The 4,917-nt window shown below is 73.9% G+C and carries 5 protein-coding genes and 1 pseudogene; 5 read left to right on the forward strand and 1 reads right to left on the reverse strand.

Annotation, left to right across the window (positions count from 1 at the left end):
• Nucleotides 1-113 precede the first annotated feature (113 nt).
• From GTW40_RS24585 to GTW40_RS24595, 3 genes are all read left to right on the forward strand, one after another.
• Entirely contained in the window at nt 114-779 is a 666-nt protein-coding gene (locus GTW40_RS24585; RefSeq protein WP_161182353.1) for a response regulator transcription factor, read from the forward strand.
• Between the two features lie 115 nt (nt 780-894).
• Nucleotides 895-1,770: an SIS domain-containing protein gene (locus GTW40_RS24590; protein WP_161182354.1), complete on the forward strand. Its 876-nt coding sequence runs from the start codon at nt 895-897 to the stop codon at nt 1,768-1,770.
• Nucleotides 1,771-1,793: 23 nt separating this feature from the next.
• On the forward strand, nt 1,794-2,663 hold the full coding sequence (locus tag GTW40_RS24595) for a class II fructose-bisphosphate aldolase (RefSeq protein ID WP_161182355.1): 870 nt from the start codon (nt 1,794-1,796) through the stop codon (nt 2,661-2,663).
• Here GTW40_RS24595 and GTW40_RS24600 read toward each other — a convergent pair.
• The gene (locus GTW40_RS24600; RefSeq protein ID WP_161182357.1) at nt 2,650-3,783 is read right to left on the reverse strand and encodes a methyltransferase; all 1,134 of its coding nucleotides are present in this window, start codon (nt 3,781-3,783) and stop codon (nt 2,650-2,652) included. The genes GTW40_RS24595 and GTW40_RS24600 overlap by 14 nt on opposite strands.
• Before the next feature lie 133 nt (nt 3,784-3,916).
• Here GTW40_RS24600 and GTW40_RS24605 point away from each other — a divergent pair, with 133 nt between their 5' ends.
• Both GTW40_RS24605 and GTW40_RS24610 read left to right on the forward strand, forming a co-directional pair.
• Nucleotides 3,917-4,582: an alpha-ketoglutarate-dependent dioxygenase AlkB gene (locus GTW40_RS24605; RefSeq protein ID WP_161182356.1), complete on the forward strand. Its 666-nt coding sequence runs from the start codon at nt 3,917-3,919 to the stop codon at nt 4,580-4,582.
• 45 nt (nt 4,583-4,627) lie between these two features.
• Nucleotides 4,628-4,917, forward strand: a pseudogene (locus GTW40_RS24610) (ROK family protein); the annotation flags it as partial.

Genomic DNA, 4,917 nt, shown 5'->3' on the forward strand with positions numbered 1-4,917 from the left:
GCCGGGATGCGCGAGCGCGCCGCCGCGCTGGGCGGCACCATCGAGGCCGGACCGCGCGCCGACGGAGGCTTCCGCGTGCTCGCCGTCCTGCCCGCGCGGACGAGGGAGACGCCGTGATCCGGGTCCTGCTCGCCGACGACCAGTCCCTGGTCCGGGCCGGGTTCGGGGCGCTGCTCGGCGCACAGCCGGACATCGTGATCGCCGGGGAGGCGGCCGACGGCGCCGAGGCACTGCGCCGGGTGCGCGAACTCCGGCCCGACGTCGTCCTGATGGACATCCGCATGCCGGTGCTGGACGGCCTGGCCGCGACCCGGCGCATCACCGGGGACCCCGCCCTCGCCGACGTCAAGGTGATCATGCTGACCACCTTCGAGCTCGACGAGTACGTCTTCGAGGCGATCCGCTCCGGCGCCTCCGGCTTCCTCGTCAAGGACACCGAGCCGGACGAACTCGTGCGCGCGGTACGGGCCGTGGTCGACGGTGACGCCCTGCTGTCGCCCGGCGTCACCCGCCGGCTGATCGCGGAGTTCGCGGCCCGCTCCAAGGAACCGGCCGCCGCCGACGCCCTCGGCCGCCTCACCGAACGGGAACGCGAGGTGATGGCGCTCGTCGGCATCGGCCTGTCCAACGAGGAGATCGCCCGCCGTCTGGTGGTCAGCCCGCTCACCGCCAAGACCCACGTCAGCCGCGCCATGGTGAAACTCGGCGCCCGCGACCGGGCCCAACTCGTCGTCCTCGCCTACGAGTCCGGGCTGGTGCGGCCGGGCTGGCTCGGCTGAGCGAGCCGCACGTGACGGCCCGGTCCCGCTGAACCGCCTTACCACGCACGCTCCTTGAAGGCGCGCGAACGCCCGCTGTACCGTCGGGAGCGATCAGCAAGGGGGAGGACGTGGCATGAGCCATGCCGAGCACGAGCTGAACAGCCAGCCCGAGTGCTGGACCCGCGCGGCCGCCGAAGTGGCCCGGAACGCCGACGTGTTGCCCGCGCCGGGGGAGCGCGTCGCGATCACCGGCTGCGGCACCTCGTACTTCATGGCCCAGTCCGCGGCGGCCCTGCGCGAGACCGCCGGGCAGGGGGAGACGGACGCCTTCCCCGCCTCGGAGTTCCCGCGCGGACGCGCCTACGACCGCGTCATCGCCCTCACCCGCTCCGGCACCACCACAGAAGTACTGTCTCTCCTCGCCGAGTTGAATACGCCGACCACCGCGATCACCGCCGATCCGGCCACCCCCGTCAAGGAGGTCGCCGACGAGCTGATCGTCCTCGACTTCGCCGACGAACGCTCCGTCGTACAGACCCGGTTCGCCACCACCGCGCTCACCCTGCTGCGCGCCCACCTCGGGCTGCACACCCCCGCCGTCGTCACGGACGCGCGCACGGCGCTCGCGGCCCCGCTGCCCGAAGGACTCGCTCACTGCGAGGAGTTCACCTACCTCGGCCGTGGCTGGACCACCGGACTCGCCCAGGAGGCCGCGCTCAAGATGCGCGAGGCGTCACTGTCCTGGACCGAGGCGTACCCGGCGATGGAGTACCGGCACGGGCCGATCAGCGTCAGCACCTCGGGCACCGCCACCTGGATGTTCGGCCCGGCTCCCGACGGTCTCGCCGAGCAGGTCCGCCTCACCGGCGCCCGCTGGATCGACGGCACCCTCGATCCGCTCGCCGAACTCGTCCGCGCCCAGCGGCTCGCCCTCGCCGTCGCCGCCGTCCGGGAACTCGACCCCGACCGGCCGCGCCACCTCACCCGCTCGGTGATCCTCACCCCCTGACCTGGCACCGGAAGGGAGACACCGTGCCCCTCGCCACCACCGGTGAACTGGTCACCCGGGCGGCCTGCTCCGGCTCCGCAGTCGCCGCCTTCAACATCGTCACCCTGGAACACATCGAGGCCGTCGTCACCGGTGCCGAGACCGCACGGGCGCCCGTGGTCCTCCAAGTCAGCGAGAACACCGTCAAGTTCCGCACGGGCGGACTGCTGCCGCTGGCCCGCGCCGCGCGCACGGCCGCCGAACACGCCTCCGTGCCGGTCGCGTTGCACCTCGACCACATCCAGGACGACGACCTGCTGCGCCAGGCCCCGGACGCCGGTTTCAGCTCGGTCATGTACGACGCCTCCGGCCTGCCGTACGCCGACAACCTCGCCGCCACCCGGGCCACGGCCACCTGGGCTCATGGCCAAGGGCTCTGGATCGAGGCCGAGTTGGGGCAGATCGGCGGCAAGGGCGGGCGGCCGCCGCTGGACGCGCACGCGCCGGGCGCCCGTACCGATCCCGACGAGGCGTTCGCGTTCGTCGCGGACACCGGGGTGGACGCCCTCGCGGTGGCCATCGGCAGCGCGCACGCCATGACCACCCGCACCGCCACCCTCGACCAGACGCTGCTGCGACGGCTCTCGGCCGTCCTGCCCGTCCCGCTCGTCCTGCACGGCTCCTCCGGCGTACCGGACGACGCGCTGGCCGGAGCGGTCGCGGGCGGCATCGGCAAGGTCAACGTCGGCACCGCGCTCAACGCGGCCCTGACCGGGGCCGTCCGCCGACATCTCACCGAACGCCCCGAGGCCGTCGACTCCCGGGGTTACCTCGGCGCGGGCCGGGAGGCGATGGCCGCCGAGGTCGCCCGGATCATCGGCGTCCTCGGCGCGGCGCCCACTAGCCCTTCTTGACGGCCTTCAGGACGACGAACTTCGGGTCGCTCGCGACCAGTTCGCAGTTCCCGAACAGCCGCTTCAGCTTCACGTGATAGCCAAGATGCCGATTGCCGACCACCCACAGCTCACCGCCCGGCCGCAGCGCGCGCTCGGCCCCGGTGAACATCCGCCAGGCCGTCGCGTCCGTCGTCGCCTGGTGGGAGTGGAACGGCGGGTTGTTCAGCACCAGGTCCACACTGCCCGGCGCCACCCCGGCAAGACCGTCCCCGACCCGGAACTCGGCATGTCCCGGCACCCCGTTGGCCTTGTACGTGCCCTCGGCCGAGGCGACCGCCTGGAACGACTCGTCCACGAACAGCACCTCGGCGTCCGGGTCGGCCAGCGCCATCGCCGTACCCACCACGCCGTTGCCGCAGCCCAGGTCCACGACCCGGCGGCCACGCGAAGCCGGAAGATGCCCGAGGAAGAACCGGGTGCCGATGTCCAGCCGGTCGGCGCAGAACACGCCCGCGTGGTTGACGACCGGGCGTCCCGAGGCGGCGCCGATGCCCTCCTCCAGCGCGTACTCGTACGGCCACGGGTTCGCGGGCCGCGCGAGCGACGGGTCGGGGGTGCAGAAGATCAGCCGGGCCTTCTGCCGCGCCAGTGACGTACGGGTCGGGCCCAGGATGCGCTCGAACAGCCGGAGCGTGGAGGTGTGGATCTCCTTCACCATGCCGGTGCCGACGATCACCGTCCCCGCGTGCACGGCGGGGGCCAGCCGGTGGAGCTGGTCCTCCAGCAGGGCCAGGCTCTTCGGGACGCGCACGAGCAGCACGTCCACCCGCTCCGGGACCGGGTCCTGCGTGGTCAGCAGCCGTACCGCGCCGGGCTCGACACCGGCCCGCGCCAGGTTCGCGCGGGTCGCCTCCTGGCCCAGGTGGGAGTCGGTGATCTGCGCGGGCCGGTGCGGGGCGAGTGCCGTCGCCAGCGCGCCCCAGCGGTCGCCGAGGACGACGACCTCGCCCGACAGGTCCACCCCTTCCTCGGCCAGATGCCGCAGCAGGTAGGCGTCGGAGGCGTCCCAGGCACGCAGCCGGTCGCGGGGGTCGTCGGGGAAGCGGGACAGGTCGAGCTCGCCCCACGGAGTCGTCATACGGTCGTTCATCGCCCACCAGGCTAGCCGAGCCGCAGCTCAGGCAAGGTCGGGTCGGCCGTCGGACAGGACGGGACGCGGGAACCCGTCGGGCAGCAGGGGGCGCATGAACCCGTCGGGCAGGATGGGACGCATGGACGCGGAACTGTTCCCCCGCGGGCGGGACGCGGTCGCCCCGGGCGCCGTGCACGTCCCGGACTGGCTGGACGCGGACGAGCAGCGCGCGCTCCTCGCCGCCTGCCGCGCGTGGGCGCGTCCACCGGCCGGGCTGCGCACGGTCCGCACCCCCGGCGGCGGCACGATGACCGCCCGGCAGGTCTGCCTCGGCCACCACTGGTACCCCTACGGCTACGCCCCCACGGTGGTCGACGGCGACGGCTCCCCGGTGAAGCCCTTCCCGGCCCGGCTGGACGAACTGGCCCGGCGCGCCGTCGCCGACGCGCTCGGCCCGGACGCGCTCCCGGGAGAGCCGTACGACATCGCACTGATCAACTTCTACGACACGGACGCCCGCATGGGGATGCACCGTGACGCCGACGAGCGCTCCGACGCCCCGGTGGTGTCGCTGAGCCTCGGGGACACCTGCGTGTTCCGCTTCGGCAACACCGGGACCCGGAACCGGCCCTGGACCGACGTGGACCTGCGGAGCGGGGACCTGTTCGTCTTCGGCGGGCCCGCCCGGCTCGCGTACCACGGCGTGCCGCGCGTACGGCCGGGTACGGCGCCTTCCGGGCTGGGGCTTGCCGGGCGGTTGAACATCACCCTGCGGGTGAGCGGACTGGCGTCCTCCGCCGGGTGAGCGCACCCCGCCACGAGCGGCCCGGATCATGGGAGACTCGCCCTCATGAGCGGCATGGCGGAGCCCCGGAAGACGGGGGAAGAGACCACCACGAGAGCGCGTCTCGACCGTGGGCGCGGCGCCCTCGGCCCCGCGCTGGAACTGGTGCACACGGGCCGGGCGCCGACCCGTGCCGTCCTCACCGCCGAGCTGGGCGTCACCCGTGCCACGGCCGGGGCGGTCGCCGCCGAGCTGGAGGCGCTGGGCCTCATCCGGGTGGACGCGCGGCCCGCCGCGGCCTCGGGCTCCCAGGGGCGGCCCTCGCACCGCCTTGAGGTCGCCGAGGACGGCCCGGT

The sequence above is a fragment of the Streptomyces sp. SID4985 genome, from assembly GCF_009863025.1.
In the GTDB taxonomy this organism is placed as follows: Bacteria; Actinomycetota; Actinomycetes; order Streptomycetales; family Streptomycetaceae; genus Streptomyces.